We start from the raw sequence: 22,252 nt of genomic DNA, 5'->3' as shown, positions 1-22,252 counted from the left end.
TTATACAACAACTCCCAGGACAATGTAAGCCCTGGGAGTTAATTTTGTGCATTTTTTAACTAACTTTTTCACCTTAAAAAGATTGTTAATTATTTACCATAGTAGCATTTCAGATAAATTTCTTTGATTTCCTTCATCAAAGGATATCTCGGGTTTGCGCCCGTACACTGGTCATTGAATGCCTGTTCACACATTTCATCCAATGTATCCAGGAAATACTTTTCATCAATGCCATAGTCTTTGATTGTCTTCTTAATTCCTATCTTCTCTTTCAGATCCTCCAGCTTTGCAAGGAAGTTTTCGAATACTTCTTTGTCGTCTTTTCCGGTACAGCCTGCAAAGCGTCCTAACTCCGCGTATCTTGCAAGCGCATGTGGATATTGATACTGTGAGAATGTCCCCATCTTTGTAGGAGCTTCTGCCGCATTATATCTCATAACCTCTGTCAGAATAACCGCATTTGCAACACCATGTGGCAAATGATGGAATGCTCCCAATTTATGAGCCATAGAATGATTTACACCCAAGAACGCATTTGCAAATGCCATACCTGCCAGACAGGAGGCATTCGCCATCTCTTCACGTGCTTTCGGGTCATTTGCCCCATTCTCATAAGCTGACGGAAGGTTCTCAAATACCATCTTTACTGCCTTCATAGCAAGACCGTCTGTGTAATCTGTCGCCATGATAGATACATATGCTTCGATTGCGTGTGTCATAACGTCGATACCAGAAGCGCTTGTCAATCCTTTTGGCTGTGTCATCATGTTGTCTACATCTACAATCGCCATATTCGGAAGCAGAGCATAATCAGCAATCGGCCATTTTACTCCTGTATCCGCATCTGTAATGATAGCAAACGGAGTCACCTCTGAACCTGTTCCTGAAGATGTAGGAATCGCTACAAAGTACGCTTTCTCACCCATTTTCGGGAAAGTAAATACTCTCTTTCTGATATCCATGAAGTCCATTGCCATATCTTCAAAATCAGCTTCCGGATGTTCATACATAATCCACATAATCTTTGCGGCATCCATTGCAGAACCGCCGCCCAGAGCAATGATTGTATCTGGTTCAAACTGCCGCATCTGGTCTACACCCTTCTGTGCACACTGCAGAGTCGGATCTGGAGCAACCTCGAAGAAGCATGTATGCTGAATTCCCATCTCATCTAATTTTTCTTCAATTGGATTTACATATCCATTTTTGTACAGGAAAGAGTCTGTAACAATAAATGCTTTTTTCTTGTGCAGGACAGTTCCAAGCTCATCCAGTGCCACCGGCATACAGCCTTTCTTAAAGTATACTTTTTCAGGTGTTCTAAACCACAGCATATTCTCTCTCCTCTCAGCGACTGTCTTTACATTCAACAGGTGTTTTACTCCTACGTTTTCAGATACGGAGTTTCCGCCCCATGAACCACATCCAAGCGTCAGGGATGGAGCCAGTTTGAAGTTATAAAGATCGCCGATACCACCATGGGAGGATGGAGTGTTAATCAATACACGGCATGTTTTCATTGCTGCTGCGTGCTTTTCAATTTTTTCTTTCTGCGCTGGATGTACATACAGAGAAGCTGTGTGTCCATATCCGCCGTCAGCTACCAGCTGTGCTGCCTTCTCAAGTGCTTCGTCAAATGTTTTCGCTCTATACATACCAAGTACAGGAGATAATTTTTCATGGGCAAATTCTTCTGATATATCCACAGATTCTACTTCACCAATCAGAATCTTTGTGTCTTCAGGAACATCAACGCCCGCCATCTTAGCGATCTCATAAGCTGATTTTCCTGGAATCTTACTGTTTAGCGCGCCGTTGATGATAATTGTCTTACGCACCTTATCAAGCTCCGCACCTTTTTTCAGGAAATAGCAGCCGCGGTATGCGAATTCTTTTTTTACCTCGTCATATATACTGTCTAAAACAGTGACAGACTGCTCAGAAGCACATATCATACCATTGTCAAAGGTCTTAGAATGGATAATGGAGTTTACCGCCATTCTCACATCTGCAGTATCATCAATGATAACGGGTGTATTTCCTGCACCTACGCCAAGAGCCGGTTTTCCGGATGAATACGCTGCCTTTACCATTCCCGGGCCGCCTGTTGCAAGGATAATATCGGATTCCTTCATTACCATGTTTGTCAGTTCCAGTGAAGGAGCATCGATCCATCCAATAATTCCCTCCGGAGCCCCTGCCTTTACTGCTGCGTCCAAAACTACTTTTGCTGCTGCAATCGTACAAGCCTTTGCAGCCGGATGCGGACTGATGATAATTGCATTTCTTGTCTTTAAACAAATCAGTGTTTTAAAGATAGCCGTAGATGTCGGATTTGTCGTAGGAATAACTGCTGCCACAAGTCCGATTGGCTCAGCTACCTTCTTAATGCCATAAGCTGCATCTTCTTCGATAATTCCGCAGGTCTTTGTATTCTTATATGCATTGTAGATATACTCTGCCGCATAATGATTTTTGATAACCTTATCCTCTACGATACCTCTCTGTGTTTCTTCCACTGCCATTTTTGCCAACGGAATTCTCTGCTTATTTGCCGCCATAGCAGCCTCGTAGAAAATTTTATCTACCTGTTCTTGTGAAAACGTAGCAAAAATCTTCTGTGCTTCACGCATTGCTTTCATTTTTGCTTCCAGCGTCTCTACACTGTCAACAACATCCGGCACTACAACCTTCTCTTTTTTCGCCATTTCAATAATCCTCCTGTAATTGAAAATAATAAACTTTTCCTAACCACAATTCTCAGTATACAGAGTTGTTAAATAATTGTCAATATGCCATTTGTCAACACTTTAACGTTATTTTTTTAACATTATTTGTGCATTTTATACAAAATTTTCTTTTTTACTATACTCAATGATTCTCTAGAAGTACTCTGTGTACAGTTTTATATTTCTTCAAGGATAATTTTATATAAATTTACCTTGAGTGACTATTACTAAATCAAAGTTCTTCCTAAAATAGGGTAACAATTTTTACAGGATAGATAGAACAAAGTGGACAAGTCCCTCACTCTTGAGAGGCTTGTCCACTTTGCGCGCCGCCGCAATACCGCAAAGCGGTAAAATTTCCTTATTGCGGCGTGCGCATCCCGCCCGGAGGGCTTTTTGTATAATAGGAAATTTATCGAAATTTCCTATTATATAAATAAAAACCCTATGTAAATGCTTTTCGAATTCACATAGGGTTTCTAAATCATTCTTAAAACTATACAAGCTCAATCAGAACTTCCATAGCCGCGTCACCTTTACGCTGTCCAATCTTTACAATTCTTGTATATCCGCCATTGCGGTCAGCGTATTTTGGTGCAATTTCTGTAAACAGTTTGTCTACTAAGTCTACATTCTTTGTATTTTTCTTTCTTCCAGCGCCTGCAGCCGGTACTTCCTTTACAGGATAGAGAACTTTCAGCATTTCTCTTCTAGCATGCAGTCTGCTTGGCTGATCCTTTTTAATTTTCTTCTCTACCTCATCATATACAGTCACTTTTTTTCCGTCAACAACCTCTTTGACTCTCTTGCCATCTTTATCTTTTCTGGCAACTTTCGCCATCACTGTAACTTCATCAAAATTGTCCTTCTCTTTTACAGCCATTGCAATTAAGCCTTCTGCAATTTTACGGATTTCCTTTGCTTTTGCTTCTGTTGTAACGATTTTTCCGTTGTTCAGCAGTGCTGTTACCTGATTTCTAAGTAAAGCTTTTCTCTGGGAAGCAGTTCTTCCTAGTTTTCTATACTTTGCCATTTTTTAAATCCTCCATTATCAACATTTGGTTATGCGTCTTCGGTCTTATTAATCAAATGCCCCCGCCACGCTCATCGGTCTTACTGGCAGGATAATTCAAATAATAATTTTCTGCTGAGATTATTCATCTCCCTGGTTTAATTCCAGATTCAGTTCTTTCAATTTTGCAAGTACTTCCTCCAAAGATTTACGTCCAAGATTCCGTACTTTCATCATGTCCTCCGGCGTTTTATTTGTCAGCTCTTCTACCGTATTGATACCGGCTCTCTTCAGACAATTATAAGAACGTACCGAGAGTTCGAGCTCATCGATGCTCATCTCCAATACTTTTTCTTTCTCATCGTCTTCTTTTTCGATCATAACTTCTGCAGACTGTGCAACCTCTGATAGATCAATAAAGAGTTTTAAGTGCTCGCTCAAAACCTTTGCCGCAAGGCTTACCGCCTCATCTGGATGCATTGTTCCTTTTGTCCAGACGTCTAACGTCAGCTTGTCATAATCTGTAATCTGACCTACACGTGTATTCTCAACCGTAAGATTCACACGCTCTACTGGTGTATAGATCGAATCAATCGGGATAACCCCAATCGGCAAGTCTTCACTTTTATTCTTGTCTGCACTTACATATCCTCTACCTTTTGTAATGGTAAGCTCCATATACAGCTTACTGTCCTTGCCACCGCTTAGCGTAGCAATGACCTGATCTGGATTCATGATCTCGATATCTGAATCTGCCTGTACATCAGCGCCTGTCACAACGCCTTCACCTTCGAACTCAATATATGCAGTCTTAACTTCGTCTGATTCTGATGTGTTCTTAATTGCCAGAGATTTCAGGTTCATAATAATCTCAGTTACATCTTCTTTTACTCCCGGGATGGAACTGAATTCGTGCAAAACCCCGTCAATCTTTACAGAACTGATTGCAGCTCCTGGCAAGGAAGAAAGCATAATTCTTCTTAAGGAATTTCCCAATGTAATTCCATAACCTCTCTCCAGCGGCTCTACCACGAATTTTCCATACTTTTTATCTTCTGAAATTTCTGTAATTTCAATATTCGGTTTATTAAAATCAAACACTACACAGACCCTCCTTATGGGTTAAAATATGTTGAGGGGTACGATTTCACCTAATCTGTGCCTTTTAGGCGCAGATTCTATTATTTAGAATACAACTCGACGATTAACATCTCATCAACAGGAACATCGATTGCCTCTCTTGTCGGAAGTTCTTTTACTGTGCCCTTCAGATTCTCAGAATCAACATCCAGCCAGTCCGGAATCATATTTCCACCTGTTACTTCCAGAATGTCTTTGTATCTCTGGCATCCTTTGTGCTTTTCTTTGATTTCAATAGTATCTCCGGCTTTCAGCAGATAAGATGGAATGTTTACCTGTTTGCCATTTACAAGTACATGCTTGTGATCTACAATCTGTCTTGCTTCTTTTCTTGTTCTTGCGAATCCCATACGGAACATTACATTATCCAATCTGGATTCCAGAAGAATCATCAGGTTTGCACCTGTCATGCCTTCCATCTGTTTTGCTTTTGCATAGTAATTTCTAAATGGTTTTTCCAGCACGCCGTAGATAAATTTTGCTTTCTGTTTTTCACGCAGCTGCAAACCATACTCACTCATTTTTCTATTTGTTCTTTTTAACTGTCTGTTAGATTTTTTATTAATTCCTAAATAGATTGGATCCATCCCTAAGGAACGGCATCTTTTAAGAACCGGAACTCTATTTACTGCCATGTCTTTCCTCCTAAATTTTATACATGTCAGCGGATTTTCACCGCATTTTTCGTTTACTTCCAGTGTATACTAAACTTAAAACCTGCCAAACTGAGATTATACTCTTCTGCGCTTTGGCGGACGGCATCCATTGTGCGGTACCGGTGTTACATCCTTGATGCTTGTTACATCAATTCCGCAAGCCTGAAGTGCACGAATTGCCGCTTCTCTGCCTGAACCTGGACCCTTTACGAAAACATCTACTGTTTTAAGACCATGTACTAATGCTGCCTTTGCCGCTGTCTCAGCTGCCATCTGTGCTGCATATGGAGTAGATTTCCTTGAACCTCTAAATCCCAGACCACCTGCACTTGCCCATGAAAGAGCATTTCCCTGTCCATCTGTCAGTGTTACAATTGTATTATTGAAAGATGACTGGATATGTGCCTGTCCGCGTTCAACGTTTTTCTTGACACGTTTTTTTGTTACTTTTTTTGCAACCTTTTTAGCCATTTAAACTAACCTACTTTCTTTTATTCTTTGCTTGATTGAATGCCCGTTCAATATAAACGCAGCCTTCATTTTCGTCAAGTTACTTTCGCATTATTTCTTCTTATTTGCTACTGTTCTCTTAGGACCTTTACATGTTCTTGCATTTGTCTTTGTCTTCTGTCCACGTACTGGAAGTCCTTTTCTATGACGGATTCCACGATAGCAGCCGATTTCTTTCAGTCTCTTGATATTGAGCTGGATGTCTCTTCTCAAATCACCTTCCACAACTTGAGTTTCATCAATCACTGCACTGATTTTCTTTACTTCTTCACTTGTCAGATCTCTGACACGAGTATCAGGATTTACTCCTGCCGCTGCTAAAATGCGGTTTGAACTTGTTCTTCCAATTCCATAAATATAAGTCAAACCAATTTCTACACGTTTGTCTCTTGGTAAGTCTACACCTGCGATACGAGCCATGTGTCTTTCCTCCATTTTCTTTTTTGTCGCTGTTTGCCGCCATGCAAGCTCAATTCCGCCGCTTCGCCGCTTTAATCTCGCTGTGGCGTGCGCCACATACATTCCTGTCTGAACCGCGTCTTGCAAGTAAACTTGCAGCCGCGTTTCCGCCAGTTCTGTGCATGGCTTTACGTTGTTACATATTGTCCCTAATTGAGGCTGTGGACGATGAATGTGTGTGTTTCGTCCTACCGGGTACTTTCTTTCCCCAATATCCCAGCCCAGGCATGCTTTTTACGCATACCCTTTCCCGGCACGGACTTTGTCCGCCAATGCAAACGCCGAGTATTATAAGCAATATACACCTGCACTTTTTCGAATCGCTGTATAAGTGCAGCAGACTACCCGTTCTGCCGGTACCTTGCGCAGTCACGGTGTATCCTTACTGTATATTAAACAGCTCTACACACCTCCTGGTGTATCGTGCTGTCAGCCGCCTAAATAATTACACAAATATTTACGTCTTTTTGATTTGAACATCTCCATACATAAAGTCTATCCTAATTCGGATTCATTAAGTGTTCCATTTCTATCCCTGACGCTGTTTGTGCTTCGGATTCTCACAGATTACTCTGATGCTTCCTTTTCTTTTAATGATTTTGCATTTTTCACAAATTGGTTTTACTGATGACCTAACCTTCATGTTAAATCCTCCTTTCCCTGCTTTGCTCTGCCTACATTTCCCGCTGTTTTGGACACACCAACCCAAAAACAGCCACTTAATAGTATAACTCCTAAATACCTATAAAGTCAATAACTAAATTCGTTTTTCTACTTTAGAGCAATTATTACTGTCCACCAACAGACTTACAAAAAATACTCTTCTATTTATCTCTCCAAACAATTCTTCCTTTGCTTAAATCATATGGTGACATCTCTAGAGTTACTTTGTCTCCTGGTAAAATCTTAATAAAATTCATGCGTAATTTTCCACTGATATGCGCCAGAACGATGTGCCCATTTTCCAGCTCTACCTTAAACATCGCATTTGGCAGCTTTTCAACTACAACTCCTTCAATTTCAATTACGTCAGCCTTTGACATACTTAATCCTCCTGCATTTACAGCATTTTTGCATTCCCGCTTTTTCTAAGGGAATATTTCAGTATCACATTCCTAACTGCTACCTCATCCGCTGTATCCTCAACATATTCCTTTAGAATCACCTGCAGATGTTTTCTATTTTTTCTTTTCAGTCTTTCAAATGTATGTTTCTGCCCATCCGAAAGATATACATATTCATCATTGACATGAATAATTACATATATACAGTTTTTATCATGTCCTGCCTTTGATTTCACGATCATTCCTGGTTTCAATACCATCTGTTATTCTCCCAGGATTTTTACGATTGCATCAAACACAACATCTATGTCCACTGTACCGTCTACCTCTTTTAAAATTCCTGCCTGTGTATAATATTCAATCAGAGGCTGTGTCTGATCATGGTATACATGCAGACGCTTCTCAACTGTTTCTGGCTTATCATCATCTCTGAGAATCAAATTTCCGCTGCATTTATCACAGATTCCTTCTTTTTCAGGAGCCGCATAAACCATATGGTAGGTCGCACCACAGTCTACACAGGCACGGCGTCCCGACATACGTTTAATAATATTTTCATCCGGTACTTCTACATTGATCGCAAAATCTACTTTCTGATTCAGCTTGGCAAGCGCTCTGTCCAATGCTTCTGCCTGTGGAATCGTTCTTGGAAATCCATCCAGAACGTATCCATTTTCACAGTCTGTCTGGTTCACCCTGTCTACCACCAAATCTACCACCAGATCGTCCGGTACCAAAAGCCCCTGGTCCATATAAGTTTTTGCCTTTTTCCCCAGCTCTGTTCCGTTTTTAATATTTGCCCGAAAAATATCCCCTGTCGAAATATGAGGAATATTGTATTTTGCTGCAATTTTTTTTGCCTGCGTTCCTTTTCCGGCGCCTGGAGCTCCCAACATAATAATTTTCATACCCGTATACCTCCGTTAATGCACAATAACGAGTGTGCCCCTGAATATGCTTTTACAGTTCTTCCGGGTCACCCTCGCTAAAGTAATCTAATTAATATCCAAGGAAACTGTTCTTCATGTTGCTTCCTTTGTTATTCAAAAATCCTGTATAGTTGCGTACGAGCATCTGTGATTCAATCTGTTTCAATGTCTCCAATACAACTCCCACTATGATGATAAGGGATGTTCCGCCAAAGGAAACATTTGCCCCAAATACACCATTAAAGAAATACGGTATTACCTGAACGATGATAAGTCCACATGCTCCAATGAAAATAATGTAATTCAATATTTTCTGCAAATATTCTACCGTAGGTCTTCCTGGACGAATACCCGGAATAAATCCTCCACTCTTCTTCATATTATTTGCAATCTCCAACGGATTGAAAGTAATAGATGTATAGAAATATGCAAAGAATATTGTCAGTAAAATATAAACAACCAGCCCGATTGAATAAATCGGATTTTCCGGATCACACCATGTATTGGAATTCATTCCTTTCAAAATCTGACTTCCAATACCGGTTCCATTTCCTTTTCCAAGGAATTGAGCAATTACAATCGGAGTCTGCATCAAGGAAGATGCGAATATAACTGGAATAACCCCTGCTGTATTCACTCGCAGTGGAATATGTGTAGATTGTCCTCCATAAGTCTTTCTCCCCTGTACTTTCTGGGAATACTGAACAGCAATTCTTCTTTCCCCACTCTGCAGCAGGACTACAAATACTACTACTACCAGCAGAATAGCCAGTATAATCAGGGCAGCAAGCCCTCCTTTTGCCAATGTTTTGCCTTTTACAAACTGTGTATACAATGTGACAAAATCATCTGGCACACGTGAAAGAATATTAATCAGAAGAACAATGGATATACCATTTCCGACTCCTTTATCTGTTATGCGTTCACCAATCCACATCAGGAATGCACTGCCGGCTGTCAGCGTACACACAACGATTGCCGTATTCACAAAGTTGTACTCTACCAGAAGTCCTTGACGGCCAAATCCAACCGCCATTGCAGTGGATTCAATCAATGCAAGTCCAACTGTTACATAACGCGTAATCGCTGCAATTTTCTTTCTTCCATCTGCTCCCTCTTTCTGCATTTCCTCCAGTTTTGGAATTGCGATTGTCAGAAGCTGCATAATGATAGAAGATGTAATATACGGCGTAATACTTAACGCGAATACAGACATCTTGGTAAAGGAACCGCCGGTAAATGCATCAAAAAAATTGAATGCATCACCGGTCTGGCTCGCAAATAAATTCTGAAGTACGGTTGGATCCACGCCTGGAGTAGGCAATTCAGAGCCGAATCTTACAACAACCAGCATCATAAATGTATAGAAAATTCTTTTTCTAACATCCTCTATCTGAAATGCCCTTCGTACAGTCTGTAGCATTAGATCACCTCTGCTTTTCCACCAAGGGACTCAATCTTTTCAGCCGCTTTTGCGCTAAACGCATTCGCCTGAACAGTAAGTTTCTTAGTTAACTCTCCATTTCCAAGAATTTTAACACCATCTTTTGGATTTTTTACAATTCCGCTTTCAATTAAGGTATCTACGGAAACTGTAGCGCCGTCTTCAAATACTTCCAGCGCGCTTAAATTAATACCAACAATTGTTTTAGAGTTTCTGCACTTAAACCCTCTCTTTGGCAATCTTCTGTATAAAGGCATCTGGCCACCTTCAAATCCTGGTCTTGGCGCTCCTGAACGTGCCTTCTGACCCTTATGGCCCTTGCCGGCTGTTTTGCCATTTCCAGAACCGTGTCCACGGCCTCTTCTGAAATTATCGCTCTGTTTGGAACCGTCTGCCGGTCTTAAGTTTGATAAGTCCATGACGTTACCTCCTTATCGTTTCTTAATTTATGCTTCTTCAACTTTCACTAAATGTCTAACCTGCTGTACCATACCTCTGGTAGCTGCATTATCCGGTAATTCAACTGTCTTATAGAGTTTATTCAGCCCCAGCGCTTCAACAGTTCTTCTATGCTTAGGTATAGCACCGATTGTAGACTTTACTAATGTCACTTTCAAATTTGCCATTTTGTTTACCTCCTATGCGATAAAGCCTGCCCCGTTCTATTGAAAACGGGAAAGCCTATCTTAGCCTACGACCTCTTCTACTGATTTGCCACGAAGTCTTGCAACCTCTTCCGGTGTCTTCATTGATTTTAAACCTTCGATCGTAGCAAGCACTACATTCTGTTTATTGTTAGAGCCCAATGATTTTGTACGAATGTTTTTAATTCCTGCCATCTCAATTACGGCACGCGCCGGACCTCCGGCAATCACACCAGTACCATCCGGAGCTGTCTTCAAAAGTACTGAAGCACTTCCAAATTTTCCGATAACATCATGTGTAACACTCTCGTTTTCATCCAACGCAACAGAAATCATTTTCTTCATTGCGTCTTCTTTCCCTTTGCGGATTGCTTCCGGGATTTCAGTAGCTTTTCCCAAACCTGCACCTACATGGCCTTTTCCGTCGCCAACTACAACTAAAGCTGTGAACCGGAAGTTACGACCACCTTTAACAACTTTGGTAACACGTTTGATTGATACCACTTTTTCTGTTAATTCTAATTGATTAGCATCAATGCGTTCCTGTTTCATCTGTGTTCTCCCTTCCCTAGAAATTCAGCCCAGCTTCTCTCGCTGCGTCTGCCAATGCTTTGATTTTTCCCTGATATATAAAGCCGCCTCTGTCAAAGACAACCTCTGTGATTCCTTTTTCTTTTGCTTTTTCAGCAATTACTTTTCCAAGATATGCCGCAGCATCAACATTGTTGGTTTTTTCTAATTCTGCTTTCACGTCCTTCTGAAGAGTGGAAGCTGCAACCAGAGTGTTTCCAACTGTATCGTCAATAATCTGAGCATACATATGATTATTACTTCTAAACACAGCTAAACGTGGTCTTTCAGCCGTACCGCTGAAACGGTTACGTAATTTCATGTGTTTTTTTCTACGAACTTCGCTTCTTGATTTCTTACTAACCATTTTCACACTCTCCTTATTTATTTCTTACCAGTCTTACCAACTTTACGTCTGATAACTTCATCAGCATACTTGATACCTTTGCCTTTATATGGCTCTGGTCTTCTCTTGTCTCTGATTTCAGCAGCGTATTGGCCTACTTTTTCTTTATCGATACCTTTTACAGTAATTTTATTCTGCCCCTCCAGGACAGTCTCAAGACCTTCCGGATCCGTCATTTCAACTGGATGAGAGTATCCTAAGCTCAATGTCAATTTGTTTCCTGATTTTGCGGCTCTGTAACCAACACCATTTACTTCCAGAACCTTCTGATAGCCTTCTGTCACACCGATCACCATATTGTTAATCAATGTTCTTGTCAGCCCGTGTAAAGATTTCATTTTCTTTAAATCATTTGGTCTTGTTACGATGACTTCTTCGCCTGTAACTTTGATTTCCATTTCAACCGGAAGCTCTTTTACAAGAGTTCCTTTTGGACCTTTTACAGTCACTACATTGTTATCTGCAACTTCTACAGTAACGCCTGCTGGAATTGCTATCGGCAGTCTTCCTATACGTGACATACCTGTTTCCTCCTTAACTTAAATTTTCGGAATGGGGACTTTAGCCCACTCTGTTTTCAGTTGCTCTGAGTACTTATGAGGTTCTTATTTCCTCTGTACTCTTATTTATCAGCTTCGCGCTAGACTCGAAATAACCTCGCCAAGCTGCACTAAATGGGTATGTTCTTCTCGCTAAACTCGATAATACCTCGTCAAGCTCCAAGAACGACCTCGCGCTAGGCTCGAAATAACCTCGCCAAGCTGCACTAAATGGGTATGTTCTTCTCGCTAAACTCGATAATACCTCGTCAAGCTCCAAGAACGACCTCGCGCTAGGCTCGAAATAACCTCGCCAAGCTGCACTAAATGGGTATGTTCTTCTCGCTAAACTCGATAATACCTCGTTAAGCTCCAAGAACGACCTCGCGCTAGGCTCGAAAATACCTCGCCAAGCTGCTTTCGGTCTACCAAACGAAGCAGAGTACTTCTCCGCCTACGCCGAGTTTTCTTGCCTCTTTGTCTGTGATTACACCTTTGTTTGTAGAAATAATCGCAATACCAAGTCCTCCGAGTACCTTCGGAATCTCTTCGCTGTTTACATAAAAACGAAGTCCTGGTTTGGAAATTCTCTTCAGACCGGAGATAACTTTTTCATTTTTATCTGCGCCATACTTCAGTGTAATATGAATTGTTTTGAAGTTTCCATCTTCTACGATATCATATTTTGCAATGTATCCTTCATTGTAGAGAATCTCAGCAATCGCTGTCTTCATCCTGGATGCAGGAACATCAACGGTATCATGTTTAGCAGTATTTGCGTTACGGATTCTTGTAAGCATATCTGCGATTGGATCACTCATGTTCATGTGAAAGTATCCTCCTTCTATTCTTTAAATGCCTGTCAGGCTTTCTGGTCTGTCAGCGCCCCTAACGAAGTCCTTCTCGCTAAACTCGACAACGTCTCGTTAAGCTCCAAGAACGGCCTCGCGCTAGACTCGAAAAAACCTCGCCAAGCTGCTTTCGGCCTACCAGCTGGCTTTTTTTACTCCTGGAATCTGTCCTTTATATGCCAATTCACGGAAGCAGATACGGCAAATTCCATATTTTCTTAAATATGCATGCGGACGTCCGCAGATTCTGCAGCGGCTATATTCTCTTGTAGAAAATTTCGCTTTACGCTGCTGTTTGATTTTCATTGATGTTTTAGCCATGAATTTCCCTCCTTTACTTTGTGAATGGCATATTGAACTGTGTCAATAATTCACGAGCTTCCTCGTCAGTTTTAGCTGTTGTAACGAAAATTACATCCATACCTCTGACTTTGTCAACTTTATCGTACTCGATTTCCGGGAAAATCAACTGTTCCTTAATACCAAGAGCATAATTGCCTCTGCCGTCAAACGCATTCGGATTGACACCTCTGAAGTCACGTACACGTGGCAGCGCAAGATTAATCAGACGATCTACAAATTCATACATTCTTTCGCCTCTTAATGTAACCTTACATCCAATCGGCATGCCCTCTCTGATTTTGAAGTTTGCCACAGAGTTTTTTGCTCTTGTGACAACAGCCTTCTGACCGGCAATTTTTTCCATGTCAGCAATAGCTGATTCTAACACTTTCGCGTTTTCTTTTGCTTCACCGACGCCCATGTTGATTACAACTTTGTCGAGCTTCGGCACTTCCATGATATTTTTATATCCAAATTTTTTAATCATTGCGTCAATGATTTCATTCTGATATTTTTCTTTCAGTCTGCTCAAAGTCCTGGACCTCCTTCCTCGAATTAATTGTCAATTACGTCGCCCGTTGATTTTGCAACGCGAACCTTTTTGTCTCCGTCCATCTTAAATCCAATTCTTGTAGCTTTTCCTTTGTGTACATACATAACATTGGAAATGTCAATCGGACCTTCCTGATGAACGATACCGCCATTCTGATTCGCAGCACTCGGCTTCGTGTGCTTTGTCAGCATGTTGACACCTTCAACCAGAACTTTTCCATCTTTTTTATTTACAGCAATTACTTTGCCTTCTTTGTCTTTATCTTTACCGGCGATGACTTTCACCATATCACCTTTTTTAATCTTCATTGTTGACATCTTCGGCACCTCCTAGAGTACTTCCGGAGCCAGGGAAACAATCTTCATAAAATGTTTCTCTCTTAACTCTCTGGCTACTGGTCCAAAAATACGTGTTCCTCGTGGATTCAAATCATCCTTTATAATAACTGCAGCATTTTCATCGAACCGGATATAGGAACCGTCTTTACGACGTGTACCTTTTACAGTACGGACAACAACAGCTTTAACAACATCGCCCTTTTTAACAACGCCGCCTGGTGTTGCATCTTTAACAGTCGCAACAATTACATCTCCGATATTGGCATATCTTCTTGTAGAACCGCCCATAACACGGATACAAAGTAATTCTTTAGCACCTGTGTTGTCTGCTACTTTCAGTCTGCTTTCTTGTTGTATCATGCAGGTAAACCTCCTTCAAAATTATATGCGAAACAGCTTATTTCGCTTTCTCCATGATTTCTACAAGTCTCCATCTCTTGTCTTTGGACAGAGGTCTTGTTTCCATAACTTTTACTGTATCTCCTACATTGCACTCGTTATTTTCATCATGAGCTTTCAGTTTATAAGTTCTCTTTACGATTTTCTTATAAAGTGGATGCTTCACGTGGTCTTCAACTGCAACAACGATTGTTTTGTCCATTTTATCACTAACAACCTTGCCTGTACGAGTTTTTCTCAAATTTCTTTCTTCCACAGTTGTTACTCCTTTCAACATGCTATAAATGAAGTTCTCTCACTAAGCTCTTTTGGTTTCCGTAATCATCGTCTGAATTCTGGCGATGTTTTTTCTAACTTCCTTGATTCGGCTTGTGTTGTCTAATTGATTCGTTGCATTCTGGAACCGAAGGTTAAACAGTTCCTTTTTCGCAGCTACTAATTCTTCATTTAATTCTTCTACAGATTTTCCTCTTAATTCGTTTACAAATGTATTAATTTTCACTGTTATCACCGCCTTCTAAGTCTGCGCGAGAAACGATTTTGCATTTGCAAGGTAATTTATGCATTGCAAGACGAAGTGCCTCTCTAGCTGTTTCCTCTGGTACTCCTGCAATTTCGAACATTACACGACCTGGTTTTACTACTGCTACCCAGTATTCTAATGCTCCCTTTCCTTTACCCATACGAGTTTCTGCTGGTTTTGCTGTTACTGGTTTATCTGGGAAGATTTTGATCCAAACCTTACCACCACGTTTGATGTAACGGGTCATAGCAACACGGGCTGCCTCAATCTGGTTGGAACGAATCCAGCAAGGCTCTGCTGCGATGATACCGTACTCACCATAAGAAATCGTGTTACCTCTCAAGGCTTTTCCTTTCATGGTACCACGGAATTGTTTACGACGTTTTACTCTTTTTGGCATTAACATTATTTATCGCTCCCTTCCTTATCTGCTTTAGTCGGAAGAACTTCGCCTTTGTAAATCCAAACCTTTACACCGACTTTTCCGTAAGTTGTGTCAGCTTCTGCGAATCCATAATCAATGTCAGCTCTCAGTGTCTGAAGCGGAATTGTTCCCTCACTGTAGAACTCTGTACGCGCCATATCTGCACCGCCAAGACGTCCTGAAACAGAAGTCTTAACTCCAAGTGCTCCCGCTTTCATTGTTCTTGACATGCAAGATTTCATAGCACGTCTGAAAGAAATACGGTTCTCAAGCTGCTGTGCGATATTCTCTGCTACCAGCTGCGCATCTTTGTCTGGTCTTTTGATTTCTTTGATGTCAACAACCAGTTTCTTATCTGTATATTTTGCAAGTTCACCTTTTACTTTTTCAATCTCAGCTCCGCCTTTTCCGATTACTACGCCAGGTTTTGCTGTATAAATCACGATCTTTACACGGTCAGATGCTCTTTCGATTTCAATTCTGGAAACACCTGAGCTGTATAATCTCTTTTTAAGAAATGTTCTGATTTCATGGTCTTCCACAAGATTGTCTGCAAACTCTTTTTCTGCATACCATCTGGAATCCCAGTCTTTTATAACGCCGACTCTTAAGCCATGAGGATTAACTTTCTGTCCCATTATTGCCCTCCTTATCTTTCATTCAGCACGATTGTGATGTGGCTCATTCTCTTTTCGATTCTGTATGCCCTTCCCTGTGCTCTCGGTCTGATTCTCTTCATTGTTGGCCCTTTATTTGCGTAACATTCCTCAATATAAAGGTTCTCAACACTCATACCATTGTTGTTCTCAGCATTTGCGATTGCTGATTTCAATAATTTTTCTATTACGCTTGAAGCATATCTTGGATTATAAGCTAAAATACCAAGCGCTGTCTGTACATCCTTGCCTCTGATGGCATCCAAAACGTAGCAGGCCTTCTGAACAGATACTCTGGCGTAAGAAATCTTCGCTGATGGTCTTGTATCTTTCTGCTCGTTTCTCTCTCTCTTAATTTGACTTCTATGCCCTTTTGCCATGGATGAACCCTCCTTTCAAAATATATGAATCATTATCTGACTTTTGACTTCTTCTCGTCCTTGCCGTGTCCTCTGTATGTCCTTGTTGCAACAAACTCTCCGAGTTTATGTCCAACCATATCTTCTGTTACATATACAGGCACGTGCTTTCTTCCGTCATGGACAGCAAATGTGTGTCCGACAAATGACGGGAAGATTGTAGAACGACGTGACCATGTCTTAATAACTGTTTTATCACCTGATGCATTCATAGCGTCTACTTTTTTCAGTAAGCTTTCGTCTGCAAATGGTCCTTTTTTAAGTGAGCGAGCCATAGGTTCTAACCTCCTTGTGAATCTAATTATTTAATCGCTTTGCCGTCTCTTCTTCTTACAATCAGCTTATTAGAAGCTTTATTTTTCTTACGTGTCTTAAGACCGAGTGCCGGTTTACCCCATGGAGTACATGGACCCGGACGTCCAATTCCGGTCTTTCCTTCACCACCACCGTGCGGATGGTCATTCGGGTTCATAACAGAACCACGTACTGTCGGCCGGATGCCCATATGACGTTTACGCCCTGCTTTACCTATATTAATCAGGTTGTGATCGCCGTTTCCTACTACTCCGACTGATGCGCGGCAGATAATCGGAACCATTCTCATCTCACCTGAAGGAAGTCTAAGTGTTGCATATTTTCCTTCTTTTGCCATCAGCTGTGCGCTGTTTCCTGCGGAACGAACCATCTGTCCACCTCTGCCCGGATACAGCTCAATGTTATGAATCTGTGTACCAACTGGAATTTCTGAAAGCGGAAGGCAGTTTCCTACTCTTACTTCTGCTTCCGGTCCATTCATAACTGTCATTCCATCCTTTAATCCTTCCGGAGCAAGGATATATGCTTTTTCTCCGTCTGCGTAGCAGATAAGAGCGATATTTGCTGTTCTGTTCGGATCATATTCGATACCAATTACTTTTGCCGGAATTCCATCTTTCTTTCTTTTAAAGTCGATAATTCTATATTTTCTCTTTGCGCCGCCTCCGCGGTGTCTTACTGTAATTTTTCCCTGATTGTTACGGCCGGCTGTTTTGCTCTTGGAATCCAACAAGGATTTCTCAGGAGTTGTCTTTGTGATTTCAGAGAAATCTGAGCCAGTCATCTGTCTTCTGGAAGGTGTATATGGGTTATATGTTTTGATTCCCATTACTGTCTCTCCTTTCGTTTGTCCTAATTATTCGTTTCACGGATTTGCACCGTTTAGATTGATGAACCTTCGGCTTGATGCCAGGTTCCATACGCCTAAGTTCAAGCTTCGTTTACACTCGCTTTCACTAACGCTTGGGAACGGGTCCCGACTAAGCTTCAGCCTTCGCTTACGCTTGCCTTCAGCAAGTCTTATAACCCCTCGAAAATTTCAATGTCAGCGCTGTCTTCTGTGAGCTGAACGATTGCTTTCTTTGTCTTTGCTGTTTTCCCATAAGTCATTCCGCGTCTTTTTGTCTTTCCGTCTAAGTTCATTGTGTTGACGCTTTTTACTTTGGTTCCGGAGAACATCTTTTCAACAGCTTCTTTTACCTGAGACTTTGTAGCTTCTGTGTGAACAAGGAATGTATATTTCTTGTCAGCCATCAGCTCCATACTCTTCTCAGTGATTACCGGTTTAAGGATCACATCATAATACTGAACGTTTGCCATTATGCGTACACCTCCTCAATCGTTGCAACAGCAGCCTTCGTCGTGATTACTGTGTTGTATTTCAGGACGTCATATACATTAATCGTATTTGTACGTGCTGTCTTTACAGCCGGAATATTTCTTGCGGAGATTTCCACATTTGTATTCCCATCTTCCAGAACTACCAATGCTTTGTTCACATTTAAGTTATTTAACACTTCCTGGAATTTCTTTGTCTTAATTTCGTCGAATTTCAATTCATCTATCACGATAAATTTGTTCTCTTCTACTCTGGAAGTAAGTGCAGATTTCAGAGCTGCTCTTTTTTCCTTCTTATTCATTTTAAAAGAATAGTCTCTCGGAGTTGGAGCAAATACTACCCCGCCGCCTGTCCACTGCGGAGCTCTTGTTGAGCCCTGTCTTGCATGCCCTGTTCCTTTTTGTCTCCACGGTTTTCTACCGCCGCCAGAAACTTCTGAACGTGTTTTTGCTTTCTGTGTTCCCTGACGATTATTTGCAAGCTGGTTTACAACCGCCATGTGTACAAGGTGTTCATTTACTTCAACACCAAATACAGCATCGTTCAAATCGATTGTACCAACTTCTTTACCTTCGATATTATAAACAGATACGTTAGCCATCTGTGTGTTCCTCCTTTCTTATCTGCCAGATTATTTGCCGTTCTTTACTGTTTCTCTGATTGTTACCAGGCATTTCTTCGGCCCTGGAACAGACCCTTTTACTAACAGCAGATTATTTTCAGCATCTACTCTGACAACTTCAAGATTCTGAACAGTGATTTTTTTGCATCCCATCTGTCCTGGCATCTTTTTGCCTTTGAATACCTTACTCGGATCAGATGCAGCGCCGTTGGAACCAGCATGACGATGGAATTTAGATCCATGTGTCATAGGCCCTCTGCTCTGGTTGTGACGTTTGATCGCACCCTGGAAACCTTTACCTTTGGAAATTGCAGTAGCATCTACCTTATCTCCCGCTTCAAAAATATCCGCCTTGATTTCCTGTGCCAGTGTATATTCCTCTGCATTTTCAAACTTAAATTCTTTCACATATCTCTTTCCAGATACGCCCGCTTTATCAAAATGTCCCTTTTCTGCTCTTGTCACACCATTTCTGTGTGCAATTTCTTTTTTGCCACTCTTATCTTTTGTAACAATTTTTTCTTTCTTGTCAACAAATCCGACCTGAACAGCACTATATCCGTCTTTTTCTGCTGTTTTTACCTGTGTAACTACACATGGGCCAGCCTGAAGAACTGTTACCGGAATTAATCTGCCGTCTTCTTCGTTGAAGATCTGGGTCATTCCAATCTTTGTTGCTAAAATAGCTTTCTTCATTATAATTACCTCCTGTGATTTACAGCGGAGCGCCTATGCGCTCATCCTAAATTTTAGGATTGTTACTGCTTTTTCATTTTGATGTCGATATAAACACCTGCCGGCATTTCCAGTCTGGAAAGGGCATCTACAGTTTTCTGCGTCGGTGTGATAATATCGATGAGTCTTTTATGAGTTCTCTGCTCGAACTGCTCTCTGGAGTCTTTGTATTTGTGTACTGCTCTTAAGATTGTAACTACTTCCTTCTTCGTCGGAAGTGGTACTGGTCCACTAACCTGCGCCCCGTTCTTTTTTACAGTTTCGATGATTTTCTTCGCGGATGCATCAACGAGCTGATGGTCATACGCTTTCAATGTGATTCTCATTACTTGACTTGCCATAAAAAAAGTCGCCTCCTTTTCGTACTTTTGACTTCAGTACGACAAGCGGTGACTGTACACTCTCCCGTGTGTGTCGTGAGAAACTCACACGTTGTTTCCTACTCTTACCTTATGGTAAACAGTAATCAGTTGTGATACGTACAGTGACTTGTCGCCAGTTTCCTAACTTGACATTCGCTCCACGGAAAACCTGCCACACAGTGCTTTCACACCTCGGACAGCAACCTCACGCTTCACAGCTATCATGCCACAGCTCTCTTAGTATATAAGATTCATCCATTTTTTTCAAGTACTTTTTTCAAAAATATTGTATTTTTTTGTAACAGACAGCCATACAGGGTGTGGGAAGCATAAAACATGCTTTCATGTTTTTGCGAACGTACTCCTGTATGAGCTTAAGCGCCCGTCAATGAGTAAAACGGTGGCGGCAGCCGCAATAAGCACACAGTGGGGTTTTACGAATGGCGCGGGCTGAACTTTTTCGTTTTTCAGTACAATCCTTTCTTTTTTCCCTCCCTCTCTGCCAACATATCCTGCTCAGATATTTTTTCCAGTATACATTTCTTTAAATCTGCCTTCTGTTTGTATAAGCTCTTTAAACGTTCCTGTCTGTACTATCTCACCACCGTCAAATACTAGAATTCTGCCACAGTTTTTTAAGGTTGTCAGTCTGTGAGCAATGGAAATAATCGTCATCCCTGTCTCTTCCCGCAATTTTTCTATCTCCCCTTGAATTTTAGCTTCTGTCGTATTATCCAGAGCGCTGGTTGCCTCATCTAGTATTAATATTTTAGGCTTGCGCAGAAAGATGCGCGCCAATGCTACCCTTTGTCTTTGCCCTCCAGAAAGATTTTTTCCGCCTTCTGCCACCAAAAAGTCATAGCTTTCCGGTTTACTTTCTATATATTCTTCCAAACATGCCCTGCGTGCAGCTTCTTTTACCTCCTGCTCCGTCACGTTTGTTTTCATGCCATAACAGATATTTTCCCTGACCGTTCCTGCAATAAGAAACGGAGTCTGTGGTATCAGAGTAAAGCTTGCCGCAATTTCCTCTCTCGAAACCTCGTCCAGTTCAACTCCGTTTATAAAGATTCCCCTGCATTTTTCTAATTTGCACAACACCTTGATAAGAGAAGATTTTCCACCGCCGGAAGTGCCTGCTATTCCAAGAAAACTTCCCGGCTCTATCTCCAGACTGATATTTTTCAAAACCTGTTTCTCTGTATTTTCATATTTAAAGCTTACATTTTTCATCTGCACACAGAGCGCTTTATTTAATTCTTCTTTTTCTGCCAGTTGTGCGGCCGCTTCATATGAAAAATCTTTCGGAAGATTTTTTATCTTGAAATATTCTTCTGCAAGCACGCAAGATTCTGAAAGCTCGTCCAATATGCGATGCAGCTCCCGCAGAGGCGATGTCAGTTGGGTAAAGCAAAGATACGCGGTGAGAATTGTTCCCACGCTGATGACATTCTTCCCTGCAAGATATACAGATCCACCGATAATAATAACTGTAAAGACCGCTTCATTTATATATTTCAGACAGTCGTATCCTGCCATCGCCTTGTGGTGTTTCATTTCCCGTTTCCGAAGTCGTTCGGATTTATCTGAAAAACGCTGTTTTTCTTCCTTCACCGTATCATAAACCCGAATTACTTCTATTCCATTTAAAAGTTCCACCATGACGCCGTCCATTTCTGATTTTTCTTCCAGCAGTCTGACCCGAATTCCTTTCTGTGTAGAAATCTGGCGAAACACAATCAAAATCCCCACTGGTATAACCAGCATCATGATCGTTGCCAAAAATGCCGGAACCTGTGAATAGATAACAAGTATCGCTGCAATTCCGTTGAAGATTGCCGGCGCAAAATCCATAAACAGCAATTTCAATAATTTTACCGTACCATCCAAGCTCCGGTTCAACCTGCCGTGGATATTCCCTGTCATATTACTCTGAAAATATGACAGTGGAGCTTTTAAAAGCGCCTCTGTCGCGCAGACTCGTGCTGTTTTCTCAAACCGGGTAGCCGTATCTTCCACCATCAGCCTTCTTCCTATAATAAGGAGCTGATTCAAAATGCTGACTGCCAGTATAAAAAGCAGAAAGGGCAGCACTCTTTGGAAGGAAAATGCCGTTTTATGTCTGAGCAGAGTATCGGTCAGCTTTCCGATACAGACAGGAAGTAATTGAGCAGCCCCCGCCGATACAACCATGATCACCGTTATAAGCACAAAATTCCATTTCTGTTTGCCTGTCAACATCTGGTATAATGCTTTGCCTGTCTGTTTCATC

Annotated in this window: 33 protein-coding genes; all 33 read right to left on the bottom strand. The window is 41.3% G+C overall.

Features of this window, described 5'->3' with window-relative positions; genetic code table 11:
* Nucleotides 1–89 precede the first annotated feature (89 nt).
* The gene (adhE, locus tag ACZ5C4_RS05145; RefSeq protein WP_464520048.1) at nucleotides 90–2,708 is read right to left on the bottom strand and encodes a bifunctional acetaldehyde-CoA/alcohol dehydrogenase; all 2,619 of its coding nucleotides are present in this window, start codon (nucleotides 2,706–2,708) and stop codon (nucleotides 90–92) included.
* Between the two features lie 517 nt (nucleotides 2,709–3,225).
* Nucleotides 3,226–3,762, bottom strand: a complete 537-nt coding sequence (locus ACZ5C4_RS05140) for a bL17 family ribosomal protein (RefSeq protein WP_186875391.1) — start codon at nucleotides 3,760–3,762, stop codon at nucleotides 3,226–3,228.
* A 120-nt stretch (nucleotides 3,763–3,882) separates the two neighbouring features.
* On the bottom strand, nucleotides 3,883–4,842 hold the full coding sequence (locus tag ACZ5C4_RS05135; RefSeq protein WP_186875392.1) for a DNA-directed RNA polymerase subunit alpha: 960 nt from the start codon (nucleotides 4,840–4,842) through the stop codon (nucleotides 3,883–3,885).
* A gap of 80 nt (nucleotides 4,843–4,922) precedes the next feature.
* Nucleotides 4,923–5,516, bottom strand: a complete 594-nt coding sequence (gene rpsD, locus ACZ5C4_RS05130; RefSeq protein ID WP_186875393.1) for a 30S ribosomal protein S4 — start codon at nucleotides 5,514–5,516, stop codon at nucleotides 4,923–4,925.
* Nucleotides 5,517–5,612: 96 nt separating this feature from the next.
* Nucleotides 5,613–6,008, bottom strand: a complete 396-nt coding sequence (gene rpsK, locus ACZ5C4_RS05125) for a 30S ribosomal protein S11 (RefSeq protein WP_059067930.1) — start codon at nucleotides 6,006–6,008, stop codon at nucleotides 5,613–5,615.
* A gap of 90 nt (nucleotides 6,009–6,098) precedes the next feature.
* Nucleotides 6,099–6,467, bottom strand: coding sequence for a 30S ribosomal protein S13 (rpsM, locus tag ACZ5C4_RS05120; RefSeq protein WP_464520047.1), 369 nt, complete (start codon nucleotides 6,465–6,467; stop codon nucleotides 6,099–6,101).
* A 568-nt stretch (nucleotides 6,468–7,035) separates the two neighbouring features.
* Nucleotides 7,036–7,149: a 50S ribosomal protein L36 gene (gene rpmJ, locus ACZ5C4_RS05115; RefSeq protein ID WP_003497809.1), complete on the bottom strand. Its 114-nt coding sequence runs from the start codon at nucleotides 7,147–7,149 to the stop codon at nucleotides 7,036–7,038.
* Nucleotides 7,150–7,330: 181 nt separating this feature from the next.
* Entirely contained in the window at nucleotides 7,331–7,549 is a 219-nt protein-coding gene (gene infA / locus ACZ5C4_RS05110) for a translation initiation factor IF-1 (protein WP_004074886.1), read from the bottom strand.
* Between the two features lie 17 nt (nucleotides 7,550–7,566).
* A complete protein-coding gene (locus ACZ5C4_RS05105; protein ID WP_464520046.1) occupies nucleotides 7,567–7,830 on the bottom strand; it encodes a KOW domain-containing RNA-binding protein in 264 nt (87 codons plus the stop codon).
* 3 nt (nucleotides 7,831–7,833) lie between these two features.
* Nucleotides 7,834–8,478, bottom strand: a complete 645-nt coding sequence (locus ACZ5C4_RS05100) for an adenylate kinase (protein ID WP_464520045.1) — start codon at nucleotides 8,476–8,478, stop codon at nucleotides 7,834–7,836.
* 91 nt (nucleotides 8,479–8,569) lie between these two features.
* The gene (secY, locus tag ACZ5C4_RS05095; protein ID WP_186875396.1) at nucleotides 8,570–9,922 is read right to left on the bottom strand and encodes a preprotein translocase subunit SecY; all 1,353 of its coding nucleotides are present in this window, start codon (nucleotides 9,920–9,922) and stop codon (nucleotides 8,570–8,572) included.
* Nucleotides 9,922–10,362 carry a 50S ribosomal protein L15 gene (gene rplO / locus ACZ5C4_RS05090; RefSeq protein ID WP_186875397.1) on the bottom strand — a complete coding sequence of 147 codons (441 nt, stop codon included), beginning with the start codon at nucleotides 10,360–10,362 and terminating at the stop codon, nucleotides 9,922–9,924. The genes secY and rplO overlap by 1 nt, the downstream gene beginning before the upstream one ends.
* 27 nt (nucleotides 10,363–10,389) lie before the next feature.
* The gene (gene rpmD / locus ACZ5C4_RS05085) at nucleotides 10,390–10,569 is read right to left on the bottom strand and encodes a 50S ribosomal protein L30 (RefSeq protein ID WP_186875398.1); all 180 of its coding nucleotides are present in this window, start codon (nucleotides 10,567–10,569) and stop codon (nucleotides 10,390–10,392) included.
* 60 nt (nucleotides 10,570–10,629) lie between these two features.
* On the bottom strand, nucleotides 10,630–11,139 hold the full coding sequence (gene rpsE / locus ACZ5C4_RS05080; protein WP_186875399.1) for a 30S ribosomal protein S5: 510 nt from the start codon (nucleotides 11,137–11,139) through the stop codon (nucleotides 10,630–10,632).
* Nucleotides 11,140–11,155: 16 nt separating this feature from the next.
* Nucleotides 11,156–11,524 carry a 50S ribosomal protein L18 gene (gene rplR, locus ACZ5C4_RS05075; protein WP_059067916.1) on the bottom strand — a complete coding sequence of 123 codons (369 nt, stop codon included), beginning with the start codon at nucleotides 11,522–11,524 and terminating at the stop codon, nucleotides 11,156–11,158.
* 17 nt (nucleotides 11,525–11,541) lie between these two features.
* Nucleotides 11,542–12,084, bottom strand: a complete 543-nt coding sequence (gene rplF / locus ACZ5C4_RS05070) for a 50S ribosomal protein L6 (protein WP_464520044.1) — start codon at nucleotides 12,082–12,084, stop codon at nucleotides 11,542–11,544.
* A 443-nt stretch (nucleotides 12,085–12,527) separates the two neighbouring features.
* Nucleotides 12,528–12,929: a 30S ribosomal protein S8 gene (gene rpsH, locus ACZ5C4_RS05065; protein ID WP_186875401.1), complete on the bottom strand. Its 402-nt coding sequence runs from the start codon at nucleotides 12,927–12,929 to the stop codon at nucleotides 12,528–12,530.
* Between the two features lie 159 nt (nucleotides 12,930–13,088).
* Entirely contained in the window at nucleotides 13,089–13,274 is a 186-nt protein-coding gene (locus ACZ5C4_RS05060; RefSeq protein WP_059067910.1) for a type Z 30S ribosomal protein S14, read from the bottom strand.
* A 13-nt stretch (nucleotides 13,275–13,287) separates the two neighbouring features.
* Nucleotides 13,288–13,827 carry a 50S ribosomal protein L5 gene (rplE, locus tag ACZ5C4_RS05055; protein ID WP_186875402.1) on the bottom strand — a complete coding sequence of 180 codons (540 nt, stop codon included), beginning with the start codon at nucleotides 13,825–13,827 and terminating at the stop codon, nucleotides 13,288–13,290.
* Nucleotides 13,828–13,850: 23 nt separating this feature from the next.
* Nucleotides 13,851–14,165: a 50S ribosomal protein L24 gene (gene rplX, locus ACZ5C4_RS05050; RefSeq protein ID WP_243207085.1), complete on the bottom strand. Its 315-nt coding sequence runs from the start codon at nucleotides 14,163–14,165 to the stop codon at nucleotides 13,851–13,853.
* Nucleotides 14,166–14,177: 12 nt separating this feature from the next.
* Nucleotides 14,178–14,546 (bottom strand): 50S ribosomal protein L14, encoded by a 369-nt coding sequence (gene rplN, locus ACZ5C4_RS05045; RefSeq protein WP_186875403.1) that lies wholly within the window; start codon nucleotides 14,544–14,546, stop codon nucleotides 14,178–14,180.
* A 37-nt stretch (nucleotides 14,547–14,583) separates the two neighbouring features.
* Complete coding sequence (rpsQ, locus tag ACZ5C4_RS05040; RefSeq protein WP_207723883.1) at nucleotides 14,584–14,862, bottom strand: 30S ribosomal protein S17; 279 nt, start codon at nucleotides 14,860–14,862, stop codon at nucleotides 14,584–14,586.
* A gap of 21 nt (nucleotides 14,863–14,883) precedes the next feature.
* A complete protein-coding gene (gene rpmC / locus ACZ5C4_RS05035) occupies nucleotides 14,884–15,087 on the bottom strand; it encodes a 50S ribosomal protein L29 (protein WP_186875404.1) in 204 nt (67 codons plus the stop codon).
* On the bottom strand, nucleotides 15,077–15,514 hold the full coding sequence (gene rplP / locus ACZ5C4_RS05030; RefSeq protein ID WP_186875405.1) for a 50S ribosomal protein L16: 438 nt from the start codon (nucleotides 15,512–15,514) through the stop codon (nucleotides 15,077–15,079). The genes rpmC and rplP overlap by 11 nt, the downstream gene beginning before the upstream one ends.
* Nucleotides 15,514–16,170 (bottom strand): 30S ribosomal protein S3, encoded by a 657-nt coding sequence (gene rpsC / locus ACZ5C4_RS05025; RefSeq protein WP_464520043.1) that lies wholly within the window; start codon nucleotides 16,168–16,170, stop codon nucleotides 15,514–15,516. The genes rplP and rpsC overlap by 1 nt, the downstream gene beginning before the upstream one ends.
* Before the next feature lie 11 nt (nucleotides 16,171–16,181).
* Nucleotides 16,182–16,568: a 50S ribosomal protein L22 gene (rplV, locus tag ACZ5C4_RS05020; RefSeq protein ID WP_059067895.1), complete on the bottom strand. Its 387-nt coding sequence runs from the start codon at nucleotides 16,566–16,568 to the stop codon at nucleotides 16,182–16,184.
* 32 nt (nucleotides 16,569–16,600) lie between these two features.
* Nucleotides 16,601–16,882, bottom strand: coding sequence for a 30S ribosomal protein S19 (rpsS, locus tag ACZ5C4_RS05015; protein WP_059067893.1), 282 nt, complete (start codon nucleotides 16,880–16,882; stop codon nucleotides 16,601–16,603).
* A 26-nt stretch (nucleotides 16,883–16,908) separates the two neighbouring features.
* Nucleotides 16,909–17,751, bottom strand: coding sequence for a 50S ribosomal protein L2 (gene rplB, locus ACZ5C4_RS05010; protein WP_186875408.1), 843 nt, complete (start codon nucleotides 17,749–17,751; stop codon nucleotides 16,909–16,911).
* A gap of 191 nt (nucleotides 17,752–17,942) precedes the next feature.
* Nucleotides 17,943–18,242 (bottom strand): 50S ribosomal protein L23, encoded by a 300-nt coding sequence (rplW, locus tag ACZ5C4_RS05005; protein WP_186875409.1) that lies wholly within the window; start codon nucleotides 18,240–18,242, stop codon nucleotides 17,943–17,945.
* Nucleotides 18,242–18,862 carry a 50S ribosomal protein L4 gene (rplD, locus tag ACZ5C4_RS05000; RefSeq protein WP_464520042.1) on the bottom strand — a complete coding sequence of 207 codons (621 nt, stop codon included), beginning with the start codon at nucleotides 18,860–18,862 and terminating at the stop codon, nucleotides 18,242–18,244. The genes rplW and rplD overlap by 1 nt, the downstream gene beginning before the upstream one ends.
* A gap of 30 nt (nucleotides 18,863–18,892) precedes the next feature.
* Nucleotides 18,893–19,579, bottom strand: a complete 687-nt coding sequence (gene rplC, locus ACZ5C4_RS04995; protein ID WP_464520041.1) for a 50S ribosomal protein L3 — start codon at nucleotides 19,577–19,579, stop codon at nucleotides 18,893–18,895.
* Between the two features lie 62 nt (nucleotides 19,580–19,641).
* Nucleotides 19,642–19,959 (bottom strand): 30S ribosomal protein S10, encoded by a 318-nt coding sequence (gene rpsJ / locus ACZ5C4_RS04990; protein ID WP_186875412.1) that lies wholly within the window; start codon nucleotides 19,957–19,959, stop codon nucleotides 19,642–19,644.
* A 537-nt stretch (nucleotides 19,960–20,496) separates the two neighbouring features.
* A complete protein-coding gene (locus tag ACZ5C4_RS04985; RefSeq protein WP_464520040.1) occupies nucleotides 20,497–22,251 on the bottom strand; it encodes an ABC transporter ATP-binding protein in 1,755 nt (584 codons plus the stop codon).
* Nucleotide 22,252: the final 1 nt, after the last annotated feature.

It is taken from the genome of Mediterraneibacter flintii (assembly GCF_055387595.1).
This window is presented reverse-complemented; position numbering and strand designations above follow the sequence as displayed.